The organism is Micromonospora phaseoli, assembly GCF_900109115.1.
Classification (GTDB): domain Bacteria; phylum Actinomycetota; class Actinomycetes; order Mycobacteriales; family Micromonosporaceae; genus Micromonospora; species Micromonospora phaseoli.
On record NZ_FNYV01000007.1, the window covers coordinates 296,508 to 313,907 of the forward strand.

Annotated in this window: 16 protein-coding genes; 11 read left to right on the forward strand and 5 right to left on the reverse strand. The window is 71.2% G+C overall.

The window, feature by feature from the left end:
• The first annotated feature begins 45 nt into the window (after positions 1–45).
• The 9 genes from clpB to BMY89_RS19620 all read left to right on the forward strand — a co-directional run bounded on the left by clpB (position 46) and on the right by BMY89_RS19620 (position 8,632).
• Entirely contained in the window at positions 46–2,637 is a 2,592-nt protein-coding gene (gene clpB, locus BMY89_RS19580) for an ATP-dependent chaperone ClpB (RefSeq protein ID WP_092381450.1), read from the forward strand.
• Positions 2,638–2,711: 74 nt separating this feature from the next.
• The gene (locus BMY89_RS19585) at positions 2,712–3,062 is read left to right on the forward strand and encodes a hypothetical protein (RefSeq protein WP_232521428.1); all 351 of its coding nucleotides are present in this window, start codon (positions 2,712–2,714) and stop codon (positions 3,060–3,062) included.
• Between the two features lie 70 nt (positions 3,063–3,132).
• Positions 3,133–4,278: a hypothetical protein gene (locus tag BMY89_RS31020; protein WP_139217974.1), complete on the forward strand. Its 1,146-nt coding sequence runs from the start codon at positions 3,133–3,135 to the stop codon at positions 4,276–4,278.
• Between the two features lie 72 nt (positions 4,279–4,350).
• Positions 4,351–4,950: a DUF4178 domain-containing protein gene (locus tag BMY89_RS19595; RefSeq protein WP_092381453.1), complete on the forward strand. Its 600-nt coding sequence runs from the start codon at positions 4,351–4,353 to the stop codon at positions 4,948–4,950.
• A 132-nt stretch (positions 4,951–5,082) separates the two neighbouring features.
• The gene (locus tag BMY89_RS19600; RefSeq protein ID WP_092381454.1) at positions 5,083–5,898 is read left to right on the forward strand and encodes a hypothetical protein; all 816 of its coding nucleotides are present in this window, start codon (positions 5,083–5,085) and stop codon (positions 5,896–5,898) included.
• A gap of 76 nt (positions 5,899–5,974) precedes the next feature.
• Positions 5,975–6,691, forward strand: a complete 717-nt coding sequence (locus tag BMY89_RS19605) for a hypothetical protein (RefSeq protein WP_092381455.1) — start codon at positions 5,975–5,977, stop codon at positions 6,689–6,691.
• Positions 6,692–6,699: 8 nt separating this feature from the next.
• On the forward strand, positions 6,700–7,509 hold the full coding sequence (locus BMY89_RS19610) for an SDR family NAD(P)-dependent oxidoreductase (RefSeq protein WP_092381554.1): 810 nt from the start codon (positions 6,700–6,702) through the stop codon (positions 7,507–7,509).
• Between the two features lie 157 nt (positions 7,510–7,666).
• Positions 7,667–8,197, forward strand: a complete 531-nt coding sequence (pyrE, locus tag BMY89_RS19615) for an orotate phosphoribosyltransferase (RefSeq protein ID WP_092381456.1) — start codon at positions 7,667–7,669, stop codon at positions 8,195–8,197.
• 57 nt (positions 8,198–8,254) lie between these two features.
• Entirely contained in the window at positions 8,255–8,632 is a 378-nt protein-coding gene (locus BMY89_RS19620) for an ArsR/SmtB family transcription factor (RefSeq protein WP_007454255.1), read from the forward strand.
• A 51-nt stretch (positions 8,633–8,683) separates the two neighbouring features.
• Here BMY89_RS19620 and BMY89_RS19625 read toward each other — a convergent pair whose 3' ends face one another.
• From BMY89_RS19625 to BMY89_RS19640, 4 genes are all read right to left on the reverse strand, one after another.
• The gene (locus BMY89_RS19625) at positions 8,684–9,619 is read right to left on the reverse strand and encodes a DUF368 domain-containing protein (RefSeq protein ID WP_175510390.1); all 936 of its coding nucleotides are present in this window, start codon (positions 9,617–9,619) and stop codon (positions 8,684–8,686) included.
• A gap of 116 nt (positions 9,620–9,735) precedes the next feature.
• Complete coding sequence (locus BMY89_RS19630; RefSeq protein WP_092381457.1) at positions 9,736–12,261, reverse strand: polynucleotide kinase-phosphatase; 2,526 nt, start codon at positions 12,259–12,261, stop codon at positions 9,736–9,738.
• Between the two features lie 69 nt (positions 12,262–12,330).
• Positions 12,331–13,758: a 3' terminal RNA ribose 2'-O-methyltransferase Hen1 gene (locus BMY89_RS19635; RefSeq protein ID WP_092381458.1), complete on the reverse strand. Its 1,428-nt coding sequence runs from the start codon at positions 13,756–13,758 to the stop codon at positions 12,331–12,333.
• Positions 13,759–13,834: 76 nt separating this feature from the next.
• Positions 13,835–14,047: a hypothetical protein gene (locus tag BMY89_RS19640; protein WP_092381459.1), complete on the reverse strand. Its 213-nt coding sequence runs from the start codon at positions 14,045–14,047 to the stop codon at positions 13,835–13,837.
• A gap of 165 nt (positions 14,048–14,212) precedes the next feature.
• Between BMY89_RS19640 and BMY89_RS19645 the strand changes: the two genes are divergently transcribed.
• Together BMY89_RS19645 and fbaA are read left to right on the forward strand one after the other, a co-directional pair.
• A complete protein-coding gene (locus BMY89_RS19645) occupies positions 14,213–14,596 on the forward strand; it encodes a phage holin family protein (protein ID WP_092381460.1) in 384 nt (127 codons plus the stop codon).
• A 188-nt stretch (positions 14,597–14,784) separates the two neighbouring features.
• Complete coding sequence (gene fbaA / locus BMY89_RS19650) at positions 14,785–15,810, forward strand: class II fructose-bisphosphate aldolase (protein WP_092381461.1); 1,026 nt, start codon at positions 14,785–14,787, stop codon at positions 15,808–15,810.
• Between the two features lie 134 nt (positions 15,811–15,944).
• Here fbaA and BMY89_RS19655 read toward each other — a convergent pair whose 3' ends face one another.
• Complete coding sequence (locus BMY89_RS19655) at positions 15,945–17,192, reverse strand: LOG family protein (RefSeq protein ID WP_175510391.1); 1,248 nt, start codon at positions 17,190–17,192, stop codon at positions 15,945–15,947.
• Between the last annotated feature and the right edge of the window lie 208 nt (positions 17,193–17,400).

A 17,400-nucleotide genomic window follows, 5' to 3' on the forward strand; every position in this document is an offset into this window, starting at 1 on the left:
TCTGGTTCTGTCGGTACCAGTGGACACACCGATCCAGGGGAGCCCATGAACACCGAACGCCTCACCACCAAGAGCCGCGAATCCATCACCGGCGCCGTCGCACTGGCGAACCAGCGCGGGCACGCCACCGTGGAGCCATGGCACCTGCTGCTGTCGCTGCTGGACACCGAGGGCTCGACCGCTGCCGGCCTGCTGCGCGCCGTCGGGGCCGACCCCGCCGAGCTGCGCCGGGCCGCGCAACGGGCGGTCGACGCGCTGCCCGCCGCCCGGGGTTCCAGCATCGCCGAGCCGACCCTGGCTCGCGAGTTCGTCAACGCCATCGGCGCCGCCGAGCAGATCGCCCGCCCGCTGCGCGACGAGTACACCTCCACCGAGCACCTGCTCACCGGCCTGGCCCGGGTCGGCGGTGCCGTCTCCGGGGCGCTCAAGGCCGCCGGTGCCACCGAGGAGAGCCTGGTCGCCGCCTTCCCGCAGGTGCGTGGCGGAGACCGGCGGGTCACCACCGCCGACCCTGAGCAGACCTACCAGGCACTGGCCAAGTACGGCGTGGACCTGACCGCGAGCGCCCGGGACGGCAAGATCGACCCGGTGATCGGCCGGGACTCCGAGATCCGTCGGGTGATCCAGGTGCTCTCCCGGCGTACCAAGAACAACCCGGTACTCATCGGTGAGCCCGGCGTCGGCAAGACCGCGATCGTCGAGGGCCTGGCCCAGCGGATCGTCGCCGGTGACGTGCCCGAGTCACTGCGCGACAAGAAGCTGGTCTCGCTGGACCTCGGCGCGATGGTGGCGGGCGCCCAGTATCGAGGCCAGTTCGAGGAGCGGTTGAAGTCCGTGCTGGAGGAGATCAAGAACTCCGACGGTCAGGTCATCACCTTCCTCGACGAACTGCACACCGTGGTCGGCGCCGGCAAGGGCGAGGGCTCGATGGACGCCGGCAACATGCTCAAGCCGATGCTGGCCCGTGGTGAGCTGCGCATGGTCGGCGCGACCACGCTGGACGAGTACCGCGAGCACATCGAGAAGGACCCGGCCCTGGAGCGCCGCTTCCAGCCGGTGCTGGTCGGCGAGCCGACCATCGAGGACACCATCGGCATCCTGCGCGGCCTCAAGGAGCGCTACGAGGTGCACCACGGCGTACGCATCACCGACGCCGCCCTGGTCGCCGCCGCCACCCTCTCCGACCGGTACATCACCGACCGGTTCCTGCCCGACAAGGCGATCGACCTGGTCGACGAGTCGGCGTCCCGGCTCCGGATGGAGATCGACTCGCGGCCGGTCGAGGTGGACGAGATCGAGCGGGCGGTCCGCCGGCTGGAGATCGAGGAGATGGCGCTGGCCAAGGAGCCGGACGCCGCCTCCGCCGAGCGCCTGGAGCGGCTGCGCAAGGAGTTGGCCGACAAGCGTGAGCAGCTCACCGCCCTCTCCGAGCGCTGGCAGACCGAGAAGAGCCACATCACCAAGCTCTCCACCGCGAAGGAGGAGTTGGAGCGGCTCGGTGGCGAGGCAGAGCGGGCCGAACGCGACGGGGAACTGGAACGCGCAGCCGAGCTGCGTTACGGCCGAATTCCCGCGCTCAAGGTCGAGCTGGCCAACGCCGAGGAGGAGCTGGCCCGACTCCAGTCCGCCGGCGCGATGCTCAAGGAGGAGGTCGGCGCGGACGACATCGCCGCCGTGGTCGCCTCCTGGACCGGCATCCCCGCCGGCCGACTGCTGGAGGGCGAGACCGTCAAGTTGCTGCGGATGGAGGAGTCGCTGCGCGAGCGCGTGGTCGGTCAGGCCGAGGCGGTCGCCGCGGTCTCCGACGCGGTACGCCGGGCCCGAGCCGGCGTCGCCGACCCGGACCGCCCGACCGGAAGCTTCCTCTTCCTCGGCCCGACCGGGGTCGGCAAGACCGAGTTGGCCAAGGCGCTCGCCGAGTTCCTCTTCGACGACGAGCGGGCCATGGTCCGCATCGACATGAGCGAGTACGGCGAGAAGCACTCGGTGGCCCGCCTGGTCGGCGCCCCGCCCGGCTACATCGGCTACGAGGAGGGCGGGCAGCTCACCGAGGCGGTCCGCCGCCGGCCGTACTCGGTGATCTTGCTGGACGAGGTGGAGAAGGCCCACCCGGACGTCTTCGACATCCTGCTCCAGGTGCTCGACGACGGCCGGCTGACCGACGGCCAGGGTCGTACCGTCGACTTCCGCAACGCGATCCTGATCCTCACCTCGAACCTCGGCTCGGCGGTGATCAGTGACCTGACGCTGGCCGAGGAGCAGCGCCGTGAGGGCGTCCTCGCGACGGTCCGGTCGCACTTCAAGCCGGAGTTCCTCAACCGGCTCGACGACATCGTGGTCTTCGCCGCGCTGCTCGGCGAGGATCTGCGGGCCATCGTGGACATCCAGCTGGCCCGGTTGCGACGTCGGCTCGCCGATCGTCGCCTGTCGCTGGAGACCACCGACGCCGCCCGTGGCTGGCTCGCCGAGCACGGGTACGACCCGATCTACGGCGCCCGCCCGCTACGCCGCCTGGTCCAGTCCGCGATCGGCGACCAGCTCGCCAGGGCACTGCTCGCCGGCCAGATCCGCGACGGCGACACGGTGCGGGTCGACCTCGCCGACGGCAAGGACGGCCTGTCGGTGACGGCCGCCTGATCACCGAGCGGGCACGGCCGGCCGGGGTGAGGATGGGAGGCATGTTCGGCATGCGACGGAAAAAGGAATCTGAGTTGGCGAGGGCGGTCTCGGAACTCGCCCACGCCGGCACACTCGCGTTCGGCGGGGTCGGGATCGCGGGGTCACTGCTGTCGGAGACCGAGGCGTACCAGCGGATCGCGGCGGCGCTGACCGACCAGCCGGACGAGGTCCGAGACCTGCTCGACCGCCTGCTCACGACCGGCACCCCGGCCGGCCGCGTGTACGCCGCCACCCTGCTGGAGCGGCTCGACCCGGCGGAGGGGCAGGCGGCCTGGGCGGCGCTGCGCGGCGACGCGGCGCAGCTGAGCACGGCCACCGGCTGCGTCATGGGGAGCACCACGGTCGGCGAGTACGCCGCCGAGCGGCTCGCCGGAGCCTCCTGATCCGTCCGACCGGTCAGGTCCGTCCGATCGACGCTGCCGAGACTTGCGCCCGGACCGTACCGTCCGGGCCATGACCGCGACCGCCGAGTCACCGGCTGCCGTGCCCCCGTCCCGTCCACCCCGCCCCGGCACCGTCACCGTCGCCTTCTGGTTGCAGCTCGCCGCTGTCCTGTTACTGCTCGGACTCGTCGCACTGGTGATCGTCGAGGCGCTCCAGTGGGACGCGGCGATCGACCGGGCGGTGCGGCGGGTGCCCGACGCCGATCCGAACGAGGTACGCGCGGAGCGCTGGAACGGCGTCACCCTGGCGGTCGTGTTCGGCGTGCCCGCACTGCTGCTGGCGCTCTGGCTGGCCCTGACGGCACCACGGGTACGCCGCGGCAGCAACACCGCGCGCACCATGGTCTTCGTGGCCGGCGGCCTTCAGTTGCTGCTCTGCGTCGCCCAGGGTTGTCTCGGCGCGTTCCTGATCCCGTTCGGCATCGCGCTCACGGTCGCCGAAGAGCCGTACCTCGACGAGGATCTGCCGTCGGACGAGGACTTCTGGCAGGAGTCGGGCTTCATCGAGGCGCTCTACAGCGAGACGGGTCCGGTCGACTCGTTGCTCTTTCCGCTGGCCGGCCTCGGCGTGTTGCTGGTGTTCCTGCTCACCGCGGCGGTGGTGCTGCTGCTGGCGCTGCCCCCGGCCCACCGCTGGTTCGTGCCACGGGCAGAGCCGGTCAACCCTTGGCGGCCGACTGGCGGAGGGGACATACCAAACGCCTACCTGGCCAACTACCCCATGCCGCCCGGCTATCCGAGCTTCCCTGGCTATCCGGCGCTCGGGGCCCCGGTGCCGCCCGGCTATCCGGTGCCGCCTGGCTATCCGGTGCCGCCTGGCTATCCGGTGCCGCCCGGCTATCCGGTGCCGCCTGGCTATCCGGTGCCGCCCGGCTATCCGGTGCCGCCCGGCTATCCGGTGCCGCCCGGCTATCCGGCCTGGCCCGGTCAGTCGGCTTCCGGCCACGGAGGCTGCCCGGATCCGGCTGCGCACGCCACGCGGGAGCCGACCGGGCCGCCCACCCTCGCCCAACCGCCCACCTCGGGTGCGCCGGGTGCGGCGTCCGTCTCCGGCGAGCCGACCGCCCAAGGCGAACCCGCCGCCAGCAGCGACACCGCCCCCGACGGTGGCGGGCACGATGCCGTCTCCGGCGGGTCGACCGAGAGCGATCGGTAGTCGGATGGCGGGACGTCCGCATTGCGCGGATCATGGTTAGCGTCTGCGCGACCTGTCTCGGGAGGTGACCGGGTGGACGGTGCACCGGGATACCTGGTGGCGCTCGGGTGCCTGGCCGGGCTGGTCGTGGTCGTTGCCGTGCTGCGGTGGCGGCGACGCGACCGTTCGCGGCGACCTCTGGGCCGGCGACGGCGCTCCGGTGGCAGCCCGCGACGTGATCCGCGTCGGATAGAGGTCGGCGACATCGTTGAGATCGGCGACATCGCCTACCCGGTGCGCGGCTCGATCCGGCTGGTCGAGGGCGAATGGAGCTGGGCCCAGCACCTCTTCGACGACGGTGACGGCAGGCGCCGGCTCTCCGTGGCGGAGGACCCTGGCTTCGAGTTGGTGCTGTGGGAGCCCGCGCCGCGCAACGCCGCCGTCGATCCGGGCGCCCCGATCGTGGAACTGCACGGCCGGCGGTACAGCTGGCACGAGTCCGGCCAGGCGCGCTACACCGCCTCCGGCAGCACCGGGCTCGCGTCGAGCGGCACCGTGCGCTATCACGACTACCGCGCACCGGGTGGGGCGCGGCTCACCTTCGAGGCGTACGGCGAGGCGGGCTGGGAGATGGCCCGGGGGGAGCGGCTGGATCGCGGCGACGTGACCGTCCACCCGCAGAGTGGCTCCTGACGTCCCCGAGGATGCCGTTCGGCCACCCGAGACAGCCCGAGGGGACGGTGACGCGCCGACCAATCGGCGTCCTGTCATGCCAGGATGGCCCGTTGCAGATACGGTGAAGCGCGTTCCAGGGAAGGGAGAGAAATGGTCGACCCTCAGAGCACCCCGGCCCGGTCCCGGCCGAGCGTGGTGACGATATCCACCTACCTACTGCTGCTGTTTGCGATCTGCCAACTGATCAGTGTGGTCATCTCGCTGGCCACCATCGGCACCGTACGTGAGGTGATGGAGGAGGCCTACGAGGGCTCCACCGTCGAAGGGGCGGAGAACGTCGCCGGCCTGACGGTCGCCCTCGGCGTCGGCTCCGCCATCTTCCTGCTGGTGGTGGCGTTCGCGCTGTTCGGCCTGGGTCTGGTGAACCTGCGGGGCAAGAACGGCTCGCGGATCGCCACCTGGATCGTCGGTGGCATCCTGTTCTGCTGCGTCGGCTTCAGCCTGCTCAGCGGGGTGGCCGGCGGCTTCAGCGCGCCGGGCGGGACCAGCGGCGACATGCCCAGCGGTGAGGAGATCCAGCGTCGGCTGGAGGAGGCTCTGCCGGGCTGGGTCACGCCGGTCACCACCCTGCTCGGCGTGATCAGCCTGATCTCGCTGCTGGTGGCGTTGATCCTGCTGGCGCTGCCGAAGGCCAACGAGTTCTTCCGCAAGCCGACCGCGCAGTGGGAGCCGCCCGCGCCCGGTGGCACCTACCCGGGCCAGCCCGGCTACCCGGCGGCACCGGGTTACCCGGGTGCCACGCCTACCGAGCCCGGTTATCCAGGCACCCCGGAACCGGGTTACCCGGCCTCCCAGCCACCGGCCGGCGACCCGGGCGGCCAGCCTGGTGGGCCGAGCGGGCAGACCCCTCCGGCCAGCGGTCCGGACCAGCCCGGTGAGCAGCCGCCCACCAACCGCCCTGGCTGACCGCCGGTGAGTTAGGCACGACTGCGACGGTCCCTCCGAGTAGGTTGCTTCCGAACGCCTACCGGAGGGACTCGTCGTGTCGTACCCCGAACAGGCACCGGCCCGCCGGCCGGCCGTGGTCGTGCTGGCCGTGGCGCTGCTGGCGGTGATGGCGCTCGGCGCCCTCGGGTACGCGGCGGCCGGCCTGAGCGTCATGGGCGGCACCGTCACCCGTTTCCGGGCGGCGGCCGTCAGCACCTCGGCCTCGGGCACCGACGTCGACGCGGTGGTAACGCTGCTGAGGGTGTCGTTCGTGCTGTCGGCGGTGTTGAGCGTGCTCGCCGGTGTCCTCCTGGTCGGCCTGGCGCTGGGTCTCGTCGCCCGACGTTCCGGGGCCAGGGTGGCCACCTGGGTGGTCGCCGGGTTGGGCATGTGCTGCGGCTGCGGCGGAGTCGCCGCGCTGGTCGTGCAGCGCGCCACGCCGCTGGACTTCGGTGACGACCGGGCTACGGCCGAGCTGCTCAACCTGATTCCGCAGGCCCACCCATCGTGGTGGATTCCGCTCAGCGCAACCCTTTCGGTCGGTCAGGTGCTCGGTTACCTTGTGGTAGCCGTGCTGCTGGCGATGCCCGGAGCCAACGCCTGGTTCCGTCGCCGCCCCGCACCGCAGGCGCCCGCACCTGGGCACCAGCCACCCGCTCCGCCGTACCAGTCGTATCCACCGCCCGCCGGGTATCCACCGCCGGCACCGCCGTACCAGCCCTATCCGCCGCCGCCCGGGGCGCCGACGTCGCCCCCGTACCCGCCGAGGTGAGCAAGCCCGTGCCGTCCGACCAGCCGAGCAGCGAGCGATGGGCGTTGATCACGGGGGCGACCGCTGGAATCGGTGCCGCCTTCGCCAGGCGGCTGGCCGCGGACGGGTGGCACCTGGTGCTCGTCGCCCGCGACGCGGAACGGCTGGCCGCACAGGCCGCTGAGTTGACCGGCCGGCACGGCGTCGAGACCGAGACCGTCGCGGCCGATCTGTCCACCGACGACGGCTGTGCGGCGGTCGAGCGGCGGCTGGCCGACGACCCTCCCGTCGAGTTGCTGGTCAACAACGCCGGGATCAGCCTGAACAGCCCCTTCCTTCGGTCGTCGCCGCAGGACGAGGCCCGGCTGTTGCGGCTCAACGTGCACGCGGTGATGCGGCTGACCCTCGTCGCGCTGCAGTCGATGACCGAACGGCGCAGCGGGGCAGTGATTAATGTCTCTTCCGTCGCCGGTTTTGGTGCGGTGATGCCGGGCTCGACGTACTCGGCCAGCAAGGCGTGGGTCACCAATTTCAGCGAGTCCGTCGGTCAGTCCGCCCGCCCGTTCGGCGTACGCGTGATGGCGCTCTGCCCTGGATACACGCGGACCGAATTCCACCAGCGAGCCGGCATCGACATGTCGAAAACTCCCGAGTGGATGTGGCTCGACGCGTCCACTGTGGTCGATGAGGCTCTGCGTGACCTGGGAAAAGGCCGGCTGGTCAGCGTTCCGTCGTGGAAGTACAAGCTGGCGGTGGCGGGACTTCGGCACGCTCCGCGTCGGCTGCTGGATGTGGTCGCCCGCGACACCCGGGGACGCATCGGCCGCGATCGCGGCTGACCGGCGTACCCACGACGAACTGTCGGTTGATGTCAGCGAGTCGGGGCGATGGTCGACGTAGCGTAACCGGGCATCGCCACTCATCGGTCCCCCTGAAGGGTTGACCGAGGTAGCCCGCACACTCGGCACGCAGATTTGCGCAGTACGCTCTATCGCCATGGGGGACCACGACGACCTGCGTAAATTCATCTCCGACCTGGCTGTGGTCCACGGCCGGGTGGTGCTCTCCTCCGGGCGGGAGGCTGACTGGTACGTCGACTTGCGTCGCGTCACGCTCCATCACCAGGCGGCACCGTTGGTGGGTCGGGTGATGCGGGAACTGACCGTCGACTGGTCCTACGACGCGGTGGGCGGTCTGACATTGGGTGCCGATCCGATCGCCCTGGCGATGCTGCACGCGAGCGGGCGTCCGTTGGACGCGTTCGTGGTCCGCAAGGCGGGCAAGGCGCACGGGCTGCAACGGCGGATCGAGGGGCCCGATGTGGCAGGCCGTCGAGTGCTGGCGGTGGAGGACACCTCCACCACCGGCGGAAGTGTGTTGACCGCCGTCGAAGCCCTTCGCGAGGCCGGGGCCGAGGTCGTGGGGGTGGCGGTTATCGTTGATCGAGGCGCCGGCGACGCGGTGCGAGCCGCCGGAGTGCCGTATCGGGCGGCCTATACGTTGGCTGACCTCGGCCTTGTGGCGTAAAAGTCTGCCGATTCGTATCTGCTGATATGCAGGCGGATCGATGCTGCTGGTGGAAGGATGGAATACGTGGGAACTGCGTTGGCCGAAATGACTATGCCTCAGATCTCGCCGCTTGCCGGCGAGCCGATCGAACGCGCCGACGCCGAGCGGCTGGCGGGGGTCCTCAAGGCCCTCGCCGACCCCGCTCGGCTGCGGCTACTCAGCCTGATCCAGTCGGCGCCCGAGGGCGAGGCGTGTGTGTGTGACCTCACCGCACCGCTTGGCCTCTCTCAGCCGACGGTCAGCCACCATCTGCGCATCCTTACCGAAGCCGGCTTGCTGGAGCGGGAGAAGCGCGGTGTGTGGGCCTACTACCGGCTGGTGCCGAGCGCGATCGCTACGATCGCCGACCTGCTGACCCCTCCGCGCAAGCGGGCCACCAAAAAGGCTCGCTGAACCGGAACCGCTTGGTGGCCGCCCAGTTGGGCAGCCACCAAGCGGTGGGCGTCAGCGGACGTGCGGCGTCTCGTACGTCTCCTCGGTGAGATCCCGGGCGGCCCGGCGCAGCCGGCGACGCTCGGCGATGATCATTGCCGTGACCACGACGACGCCGAGCAGGAACAGCGCGACGATGGACGGGATGCTCTCGCCCGGCGCGTGCAGGGCCCGATCCTCGGACTGCCACGGCCACAGTGCTCGCAGGCTGCCCAGGATCACTCCGGCCATCACCGCCAGAGTCATCCGGCGATGCTGTTCGAGCAGCCACTGCAGCAGCTTGACGAAGAGCGCCAGGCCGATCACCATGCCCGTCGCGAAGATCGCCAGATAGCCGAAATCGCGGTCGTTGACGGCGCTGATGGTCGGCTCGTACAGGCCGACGGTCAACAGCAGGAACGACCCGGACACGCCGGGCAGGACCAGCGCGCAGACCGCGACCGCCGCCGCGACCAGCACGACCAGTGGATGCGGTTCGAGGCTGGCCTGCGGCAGCCCGGTCAGCGCGAACGCGGCCACCGCGGCGGCCACCAAGGCGAACACCTCAAGCCCACGCCACGGCTTGCCGACCATCGAGATCGGCACCAGCACCGAGGCGAGCACCAGCCCGAGGAAGAGCCCCCTGGTCTGCTCCGGATAGTCGGCCAGCAGCGGCTCCAGCACCTTCGCCGCGATCAGCAGGCCGGGCAGCATGCCGATCAGCAGCGGGATCACCACCTCCCAGTGCACCTGCCGAAACTGGTGCCCGGCGCGCGTCCAACCGCGCCCGCGTGGCACGTCGGAGGCCGCGTACCGGACGGTGTTGACCAGATGCCCGGCGGATGCGATGACCCGTTCGTACACGCCGGTTACCAGTGCGATGGTCCCGCCGCTGACCCCCGGCACAGCCTCGGCCACGCCGATGGCCGCGCCGCGCAGGACATGGCCCACCCGTTCGCCCAATGCCATGAAGATTCCGTTCCGTGAATCGTTCGACCAGTCGCGTGTGGCGTCCGCCACGGCCATTGAGGCTACCGGTGTGTCCGCCGCCGGCCCGGTCAGGTCACAGCGCCGGCCCGGTCAGGTCACAGCCGCGGGTCGACCGGCTCGGATTCGCAGGCCAGGATCGCGAAGACCAGTTCGTGTCGACGCCACAGCGGCGCGCCGTCGGCCAGCGCGTCCAACGCGGCCAGGCCGAGCGCGTGCTCACGCAGCGCCAACCCCCGCTTGCGCCCCAGCGACCGGCGACGCAGCGCGGCCAACTGTTCCGGCTCGGTGTACCCGGGACCATAGATGATCCGCAGATACTCCCGGCCCCGGCACTTGATCCCCGGCTGAAGCAGTGAGCCCCGCCCGTTGCGGGCCGCCGGTCCGGCGTACGGCTTGACGACCATGCCCTCACCACCGTCGGCGGTCAGCGCCAGCCACCAGTCCGTGGCGTCCCGCACCGCCTCGGCGTCGGACAGGTCGACCACTCGGCGGCGGGTCGGCGTGAAGAACCCGGGATCCGCCGCGCAGAGCCGATCGGCCAGGGACAGGTGCCAGCCGTGGTCTCGGCCGGCGTAGCTGGCCTTCGCGGCGGCCAGCACGGCGAACGGCGCGAGCGTCACCCCGTCCAGCCCGTCGGTCGGCCCCACGTACGCCCGGTACGCCGTCGTGTAGGCGGAGACGTCGTCCCGGCGGCGGGTCATCCGCTCCCGCAGCGTCGCCACGTCCAACCCGCGCCCGGCCGCCTGGTCCAGCGCCGCCAGGGTTGCCGGCAGGGCGGCCCGCCCGGCCGCACCGACCCCCGCGTACTGCTCGCGGATCAGGCCGCCCGCCTTCGCCGACCAGGGCAGTAGCTCGCAGTCGAGCAGCAGCCAGTCGGTCGCCAGCTCGTCCCAGAGACCGGCGCCGGTCACCGCGGCGCGTACCCGGTCGAGCAGTTCGGCGTCGAGCGGGTCACCGAAGAACGGACGACCCGTGCGGGTGTGCACGACCCCGCCGCCCGGCCCGAACGGGCCACCGTCCGGCTCGCGGCAGACCAGCACGACGGCCCGGGAGCCCATGTGCTTCTCCTCGCAGACCACCCGGTCGACACCGGCGCTGCGACAGTCGGCGAACGCCTCCGCCGGGTGCTCCAGGTAGCCGTCCAACTGCGACGTCGAGCAGGGCGCCATGGTCGGTGGAAGCCACACCAACCGGCGCGGGTCGACCGCGAAGCGGCTCATCACCTCCAGCGCGGCGGCGGCGTTCTCCGCCGGCACGGTGAGTGAGCCGTACGGGTGCTCCACATGCCGGCGGCCGGCCACGTCGGTCAGGTCCAACACCTCGTCGGGCCGGGCCGGCGCGGCGGTGAGCGGTCGGACCGGGGCGTACCACTCGCGCTCGGCCGGCACCGCCACCAGCTCCCGCTCCGGGTAGCGCAGCGCCGTCAGTCGCCCGCCGAAGACACAGCCGGTGTCGAGGCAGATGGTGTTGTTCACCCACTCCGGCTCCGGAGTGGGGGTGTGGCCGTAGACGACCATCGCCGAGCCGCGGTACTCCCGCGCCCACGGATAACGCACCGGCAGGCCGTACTCGTCGGTCTCGCCGGTGGTCTCGCCGTACAGCGCGAACGCGCGTACCCGCCCCGACGCCCGGCCCTGGTACTCCTCCTTCAGCCCGGCGTGTGCGACCACCAGCCGGCCGCCGTCGAGCACGTAGTGGCTGACCAGTCCGTCGACGAAGGTGGCCACCTCGGTGCTGAACTCGGCCGGCTCGGCGTCCAACTGCTCAAGCGTCTCGGCCAGACCGTGGGCGATCCGCACGTTGCGCCCGCGCAGCTTGCGCAGCAGCTTCTGCTCGTGGTTCCCCGGTACGCAGAGCGCGTGCCCGGCGGCGACCATGCCCATCACCAGGCGCAGCACCCCGGGTGAGTCCGGGCCGCGGTCCACCAGGTCACCGACGAACACGGCGGTACGCCCCGACGGATGCGTCGCGTCCACCGGCCGGCCCGCGTCGTCGCGGTGCAGCTGCCAGCCCAGCCGGGTCAGCAGCGACTCCAACTCGGCGCGGCAACCGTGCACGTCACCGACGATGTCGAACGGCCCGGTCAACTCGCGCCGGTCGTTGAACAGCCGCTCATAGCGGACCTCGGCGGCCTCGATCTCGTCCACGCCGCGCAGCACGTGCACCTTGCGGAAGCCCTCCCGGGCCAGCTGACCGTAGGTGCGCCGCAGGTCGCGGGACATCCGGGCCAGCACCTGCCGGCCGAAGGTGCGGTCGGCCCGCGCCTCGGTACGCTCCCAGGCCAGCGCCTCCGGCACGTCCAGCACGATCGCCACCGGCAGCACGTCGTGTTCGCGGGCCACCCGGATCAGGGCGGCCCGGGCGTGCGACTGGAGATTGGTCGCGTCGACCACGGTGAGTCGGCCGCCGCGCAGCCGTTTGCCCGCCACGTAGTGCAGCGCGTCGAAGGCTTCCGCCGAGGCGGACTGGTCGTTCTCGTCGTCGGCGACCATCGCCCGGAAGGTGTCCGAGGAGAGCACCTGGCTCGGCGCGAAATGCCGGCGGGCAAAGGTCGACTTGCCGGAGCCGGAGACACCGACCAGCGCCACCAGGGCCAGCTCGGGGATGTCGAGGACGGTCATCGCAACTCCAGAGGGAAGGAAGGGCCCCTTGTTAACGCCTCCGGTAGAGCAGGGGCCCCTTGTTAACAATCAGATCCGGGTGAACACGGCCAGCTGGGTGGGTGCGCCGACCGTCGGGTCCTCGTCGCCGACGCCGTGCAGCGCGGCCGTGTAGCCGTAGCTGGCGCAGACCTGGCGTACCCAGTCGGCGAACTCGGCGCGGGTCCATTCGAAGCGGTGGTCAGCGTGCCGGAACGCGCCCGCCGGCAGACCCTCGTAGCGGACGTTGTGCTCGACGTTCGGTGTGGTCACCACGACGGTGCCCGGCCGGGCGTAGCCGAAGACGGCATCCTCCAGCGCCGGCAGGCGGGGCGGGTCGAGGTGCTCGACGACCTCCATCAGCACCGCGGCGTCGTACCCGCGCAGCCGGTCGTCGCGGTAGGTCAGCGCGGACTGCCGGAGCCTGAGGCGGTCGCGCTGACGTTCGGGCAGCCGATCCAGCCGCAGCCGGCGGGCAGCAATGGTGAGTGCCTGGCTGGAGACGTCGGTACCGACGATCTCGGTGAACCGGCGGTCGCCGATCAGTGTGGCCAGCAGGGCACCACCGCCGCACCCCAGGTCCAGTACGCGGTGGGCGCCCGCGTCGACCAGTGCGGCGTGTACCGCCTCCCGACGCCGAGCGGCCAGCGACGCCCGGGGTGCGGGCTCGGCCGCAGGCGCGTCGTCCACCCCGTCGTCGGCGGTCGGCTCGTCGGTGGGCCGCTGGGCGGCCAGTCGCTCCAACGCCTGGCCCGCCAGCGCCCGCCGGTGCGCCAGGTAACGCCGGACGATCAGTGCCCGCTCCGGGTGGTCGGCCAGCCATCCCGCGCCGGCTCGCAGCAGCTTGTCCACCTCGTCCGGGGCCACCCAGTAGTGCTTCGCGTCGTCCAGCACCGGCAGCAGTACGTACAGGTGATTGAGCGCGTCGGCGACCCGCATCGTGCCGGTGAGGGTCAGGTCGACGTAGCGGCTGACGCCCCACTCGGGGTGCAGTTCGTCCAGTGGGATGGCGGTGGCGGTGACGGTCCAGCCGAGCGGGGTGAACATCCGGGTGGCCACGTCGGCGCCGCCTCGGCAGCGCAGCACCGGGACGCGTACCTCCAACGGGATGCTCGCCCCGGCCAGCTCGGGCCGCGCCTTGGACTCGCCCCGCAGGGCCGAGCGGTAGACCTTCGACAGCGCCGAGGCGAGCAGGCTGGACGCGGCGTACGGGCGGTCGTTGACGTACCGCCCGAGGGTGAAGCTGTCCGGTGTGGTGGTCGGCTGCCGGCCACGGCCCCGGCCCCGCGCGGCGGCCAGCCGCAACGGGTCGACGTCGAGCAGGAGAGCGGCCGTGCAGCGCTGCTCATCGGCCTCTGGATAGAAGATGTGCGCGGTACCGACGGGTACGTCGAACGCGTGCACCCGGTCGGGGTGCTTGATCAGCAGGTGGCCGAGATCGGTCGCCGGCTGGTGCGTGGTGGTCAGGGTGAGCAGCACCGGGCCATGGTGTCAGCTGTCTCGATCTTGCGTCGTCCCGTTTTCGGCTTGCTTCAGTCGCGGTGAGGTCCGACCGTCAGCGGTAGTCGTCCTCGTCGGCACCCACGACGCGGGCCTGCTCCATCGCGTCCCAGTCGTCGACCTCCAGGCCACGGTGCGGCTCGGCCTCGAACCCGGCCGGGTCGACCACGGCGGCCTGCTCGACCGCGTCGGCCGGCTCTGCCTCCGGGTCGCGCTCCTCCGGACTGAGGTGGTCGCCGGGGGCGAAGTCCTCGTCGGGCTGGCCCATTCGGTGCCTCCGGGATGTCGGTGGACGGTACCCACCCACGGTACGGGCTGACCCGCTGCCTCGCTGGCAAGCGGTCGGCCGCCGGCTCGGCGAGGGTACGCCGCGAGCGTTGCCGAGTCGGCCGAACCACCCACCGGCGACGGTCCCCGATGCCAGGATGGTGCCGTGGGCTTTCTCATCCGGCTGGCGGTGACCGCTGTCGCCCTGTGGATCACCACGCTGGTCGTGCCCGGGGTCGAGGTGACCGGCCGGACCGGCTACGACACGGCGTTCACTCTGATCGTCGTAGCGTTGATCTTCGGTGTGATCAACGCGGTGCTGAAACCGCTCATCAAGGTGGTGGGTTGCGTCTTCTACCTGTTGACGCTCGGCCTGTTCGCGCTGGTGGTCAACGCCCTGTTGTTCCTGCTGACCGACCGGATCGCCCGGGCCTTCGATCTACCGTTCCAGGTGGACGGTTTCTGGGCGGCCTTCTGGGGTGCCATCGTGATGGCGGTGGTGACCTGGCTGATCAGCGTCGTGCTACCGGATTCCGCGGACCGGCGGTGAACCGGCCCGGTTGTGCCCGGCCGGCCCAGCTACGGGATACTGCCCGCGGAGGACAGCGCGGTCCGGCGTACCCAGGGGAGCCGGCGGCCATCCGGCCGGCGCCCCGGCGAGATCAGCCGGCCGCGAGGCCGGCCCTCAAGGAGAACAGCGGCCGCACGGCCGACAGCGGCAAGTAAGGAGCGTTCGACATGCCCATCGCTTCCCCCGAGGCTTACGCCGAGATGCTGGACCGCGCCAAGGACGGCCGGTACGCGTACCCGGCGATCAACGTGACGTCCTCGCAGACGCTGAACGCGGCGCTCAAGGGCTTCGCCGACGCGGAGAGTGACGGCATCGTTCAGGTCTCCACGGGTGGTGCGGAGTACCTCTCCGGCCCGTCGATCAAGGACATGGTCACCGGCGCCGTGGCGTTCGCCGCGTACGCGCACGAGGTGGCCAAGAAGTACCCGGTCAACATCGCGCTGCACACCGACCACTGCCCGAAGGACAAGCTGGACAAGTTCGTCCGGCCGCTGATGGCCATCTCCCAGGAGCGGGTCAAGCGTGGCGAGGAGCCGCTGTTCCAGTCGCACATGTGGGACGGCTCGGCCGTGCCGGTGGCGGAGAACCTGAAGATCGCCGCCCAGTTGCTCGACGAGGCGGCCAAGGGCAAGATCGTCCTGGAGATCGAGGTCGGTGTCGTCGGCGGCGAGGAGGACGGCGTCGAGAACGCCATCAACGACAAGCTCTACACCACCGTCGAAGACGGCCTGGCCATGGTCGAGGCGCTCGGCCTGGGTGAGAAGGGTCGCTACATGGCGGCGCTGACCTTCGGCAACGTGCACGGCGTCTACAAGCCGGGCAACGTCAAGCTCCGCCCGGAGATCCTCAACCAGATCCAGGAGGCGGTCGGCGCCAAGTACGGCAAGGACAAGCCGCTCAGCCTGGTCTTCCACGGTGGCTCCGGCTCGCTGCTTTCGGAGATCCGCGAGGCGCTCGACTACGGCGTGGTGAAGATGAACATCGACACCGACACCCAGTACACCTTCTCCCGCCCGGTCGCCGACCACATGTTCCGCAACTACGACGGCGTGCTCAAGGTCGACGGTGAGGTCGGCAACAAGAAGATGTACGACCCGCGGGTGTGGGGCAAGGCCGCCGAGGCCGGCATGGCCGCCCGGGTGGCGGAGGCCTGCGAGCACCTGCGCTCGACCGGTACCACGATGACCAAGTGACCCGCTGACGCTGACCATTCGGCGGCCGGTCCCGTTCCGGGGCCGGCCGCCGTGCCGTGCCGGGTCGGGTTGTTAAGTCGGGTTGTTAATAGGGGTCCCCTCCTCTACCGGAGGCGTTAACAAGGTGCCCTTCCTTACCCGGTCAGCAGGCGGACGGCCTCGTCGACGTCATCGGTGAGGTGCACCGTGTCCGACAGGTCGCCGAACGGCGAGCAGGCCAGCAGTGGGCGCAACAGCGACTCCACCGGCAGTTCCGTCGTCCAGTACTCGCGGTCCAGGAAGACGTAGGCGCCGCTGACCCCGTCGGTGCCGTAGTAGGTCTTGGTGGCCGCCTGGAACACCTCCTGCACGGTGCCTGCCCGGCCGGGGGCGAAGATTATGCCGCCCCGGGCCAGCCGCAGGATGGTGTCCTCCCGGATCGCGTTCGAGAAGTACTTGGCGATCCGGCCGGCGAACAGGTTCGCCGGCTCGTGACCGTAGAGCCAGGTCGGGATGGCCAGGCCCCCGCAGCTCGCCCAGTCCAGCTCGCCGGTGGCCAGCGCGGCCGAGTCCGCCCGGTAGGCGGTGGCGGGTTCGATGCCGTTTCCGGGCGGCAGCACCGATCGGCCGAAGAGCTCCCGTACCTGTAGCGCCGCTGCCGTGTAGCGGTCGTGGTCGGTGAAGTCCGGTGCGGTGGCGAGCAGGTCGACGGCGGCGGTCAGGTCCTCGGCCGGTCGGGTCGACAGGTACGCACCGAGGTTCGCGGCCTCCATCACCCCCGGCCCGCCGCCGGTGACCACCAGCCGGTGGGCCCGCGCCAGTTCCCGGCCGAGGATCGCGGCCATCCGGTACGACGCGCTGCCCCGGCGTACCGCGTGACCACCCATCACTCCGACCACGGACTGCGGCCCGTGGGTGGCCAGCCAGGCACGGGTCGCGTCGGCGAGCGCGTTGTCCACGCCGTGGTCGTGCAGGCGCTGGCCGAGCGCCTCCCGGACGTCCGGCAGTGCTCCGCCGTGGGCGCGAAAGTGTGCGTACACCCGGGTGTCGTACATGGCGGCGAAGCCGCCCTCGGTGAAGCCGGCGGCCAGCTCCTCCGGCGTGTAGAGGTGGGATGGCTGGGTCGGGTACGGCAGCCCGGAGAACGGCGGCACCACGTTGGCGCCGCGCCGGACCAGGTCGGCGCCGACCTGTCGGGAGGCGAGGCGGCAACCGACGAAGAGCGTCCCGGCGACCTCGACGTCGGTGAAGTCGGGGAGCGGGTCCAGATCGAGCCGAAGCCCTTGGACGGTGAGCCCGACCAGGCTGCCGGTGGCCAGTCGCCGGTCGAACTCGGCCCGGGTCTGAATCTCGTCTGTCCAGGTGTGCGGCTCGATGACGTCCGCGGGGGGTGGAGTCGGCACCCGGTCATCCTGCCCGGCCGGCTCAGCCTCGCCGGACGCGGCCCGGCGGGTTGGCACGGGAGCCCGAACGAGCTCGCACGGGAGCCCGAACGAGCTCGCACGGGAGCCCGAACGAGTTGGCACGGGAGCCCGAGATGTTGGGCGGGAGCCCGGCGGCCTGGCCGGGCTCCCGCATCCGGTTCCTGGGGAGGCTCCGGATCCACAGTTG

What these genes read in the sequence shown, in the direction of transcription:
- BMY89_RS31020 (WP_139217974.1), top strand. Translation starts at nt 3,133, where the DNA reads ATGACCGCGACCGCCGAGTCACCGGCTGCCGTGCCCCCGTCCCGTCCA.
- BMY89_RS19630 (WP_092381457.1), bottom strand. Translation starts at nt 12,261, where the DNA reads ATGACCGTCCTCGACATCCCCGAGCTGGCCCTGGTGGCGCTGGTCGGT.
- clpB (WP_092381450.1), top strand. Translation starts at nt 46, where the DNA reads ATGAACACCGAACGCCTCACCACCAAGAGCCGCGAATCCATCACCGGC.
- BMY89_RS19600 (WP_092381454.1), top strand. Translation starts at nt 5,083, where the DNA reads ATGGTCGACCCTCAGAGCACCCCGGCCCGGTCCCGGCCGAGCGTGGTG.
- BMY89_RS19625 (WP_175510390.1), bottom strand. Translation starts at nt 9,619, where the DNA reads ATGGCATTGGGCGAACGGGTGGGCCATGTCCTGCGCGGCGCGGCCATC.
- pyrE (WP_092381456.1), top strand. Translation starts at nt 7,667, where the DNA reads ATGGGGGACCACGACGACCTGCGTAAATTCATCTCCGACCTGGCTGTG.
- BMY89_RS19640 (WP_092381459.1), bottom strand. Translation starts at nt 14,047, where the DNA reads ATGGGCCAGCCCGACGAGGACTTCGCCCCCGGCGACCACCTCAGTCCG.
- BMY89_RS19620 (WP_007454255.1), top strand. Translation starts at nt 8,255, where the DNA reads ATGGAATACGTGGGAACTGCGTTGGCCGAAATGACTATGCCTCAGATC.
- fbaA (WP_092381461.1), top strand. Translation starts at nt 14,785, where the DNA reads ATGCCCATCGCTTCCCCCGAGGCTTACGCCGAGATGCTGGACCGCGCC.